Source organism: Evansella tamaricis, from assembly GCF_019042215.1.
Classification (GTDB): Bacteria; Bacillota; Bacilli; order Bacillales; family Salisediminibacteriaceae; genus Evansella; species Evansella tamaricis.
The window spans coordinates 1-1479 of the sequence record NZ_JAHQCS010000033.1; the positions used below are offsets into that span (position 1 = coordinate 1).

Genomic DNA, 1479 nt, shown 5'->3' on the forward strand with positions numbered 1-1479 from the left:
GTCACACCCGTTCCCATGCCGAACACGGTAGTTAAGCTCTCCTGCGCCGATGATAGTTGGGGGTTTCCCCCTGTGAAAGTAGGACGTTGCTGGGCGTATATGGAGGATTAGCTCAGCTGGGAGAGCACCTGCCTTACAAGCAGGGGGTCGGCGGTTCGAGCCCGTCATCCTCCACCATACAGTGCTGGCCTAGCTCAATTGGTAGAGCAACTGACTTGTAATCAGTAGGTTGGGGGTTCAAGTCCTCTGGCCAGCACCAAATATTATTACTATAGCTCAACGTATTTAGTTGCAAATATAGAATAAGTTGCAAGTCATTAGCTCAGTGACGAGTATTTACATCATGGATTAGCAACGAGTTGTTTCGACGGATACACACCGGAGCAACAAACGTAGAGGAAGAAACAGGCAAGACTATGGAGCAACACATCGTCCGTAAACTACATGAAAACCATCGTAGAATACACTACGAGCCATTAGCTCAGTTGGTAGAGCATCTGACTTTTAATCAGAGGGTCGAAGGTTCGAGTCCTTCATGGCTCACCATATATATGCGGGTGTGGCGGAACTGGCAGACGCGCTAGACTTAGGATCTAGTGTCTTATGACGTGGGGGTTCGACTCCCTTCACCCGCACCAGTTTTTTGCGGAAGTAGTTCAGTGGTAGAACATCACCTTGCCAAGGTGGGGGTCGCGGGTTCGAATCCCGTCTTCCGCTCCAGGGAAATATAATTAGTCTGCATGCCGGGGTGGCGGAACTGGCAGACGCACAGGACTTAAAATCCTGCGGTAGGTGACTACCGTACCGGTTCGATTCCGGTCCTCGGCACCATTATGTAAAAACGGAAACATCAACTAAGTGAATGTATTTTTTAATTGGAAATAGTCAATAAAGCGCCCGTAGCTCAATTGGATAGAGTGTCTGACTACGGATCAGAAGGTTAGGGGTTCGACTCCTCTCGGGCGCGCCATTTTCGGGAAGTAGCTCAGCTTGGCAGAGCACTTGGTTTGGGACCAAGGGGTCGCAGGTTCAAATCCTGTCTTCCCGACCACTTAATTAGAGGCATTAGCTCAGCTACGAGCAAAACCTTTCTTGAAATACTACGTGTTGTCTCGACAGATAAACTACAGAGCAATACTAGTAGAAGAAGAGACAGGGACTACAAAGAAACACATTGTTCGCAAACTATTGAATAAGTATCATTGAAAAACATCATGGGGCCTTAGCTCAGCTGGGAGAGCGCCTGCCTTGCACGCAGGAGGTCAGCGGTTCGATCCCGCTAGGCTCCACCATATTATGATTTTTCTTGACCTTTGAAAACTAAACAAAAAGCCAAGCGAAGTGGGATATAAATTCCTTCATTATAATGATGAAGCGATAATGGAATATCCCGTCAATGAAGAAGTAACAATTAGCCAAAATTTGGCTTGACGCTAGTCGTCAAACTCAACACTTTATTGGAGAGTTTGATCCTGGCTC

The 1479-nt window shown here is 47.4% G+C and carries 9 tRNA genes and 1 rRNA gene; all 10 read left to right on the plus strand.

The features are described from left to right. A 5S ribosomal RNA gene (gene rrf / locus KS419_RS01815) occupies window positions 1-95 on the plus strand; the annotation flags it as partial. Between the two features lie 6 nt (window positions 96-101). Next, window positions 102-177, plus strand: a tRNA-Val gene (locus KS419_RS01820). A 6-nt stretch (window positions 178-183) separates the two neighbouring features. Beyond that, window positions 184-259 (plus strand) — tRNA-Thr (locus tag KS419_RS01825). Between the two features lie 211 nt (window positions 260-470). Further along, window positions 471-546: transfer RNA gene (locus KS419_RS01830), tRNA-Lys, on the plus strand. 7 nt (window positions 547-553) lie between these two features. Next, a tRNA-Leu gene (locus tag KS419_RS01835) sits at window positions 554-638 on the plus strand. A gap of 7 nt (window positions 639-645) precedes the next feature. Beyond that, window positions 646-720, plus strand: a tRNA-Gly gene (locus KS419_RS01840). 22 nt (window positions 721-742) lie between these two features. Continuing rightward, window positions 743-831, plus strand: a tRNA-Leu gene (locus KS419_RS01845). A 62-nt stretch (window positions 832-893) separates the two neighbouring features. Continuing rightward, window positions 894-970: transfer RNA gene (locus tag KS419_RS01850), tRNA-Arg, on the plus strand. 4 nt (window positions 971-974) lie between these two features. Continuing rightward, window positions 975-1051, plus strand: a tRNA-Pro gene (locus KS419_RS01855). 165 nt (window positions 1052-1216) lie between these two features. After that, window positions 1217-1292: transfer RNA gene (locus tag KS419_RS01860), tRNA-Ala, on the plus strand. The last annotated feature ends 187 nt before the right edge of the window (window positions 1293-1479 follow it).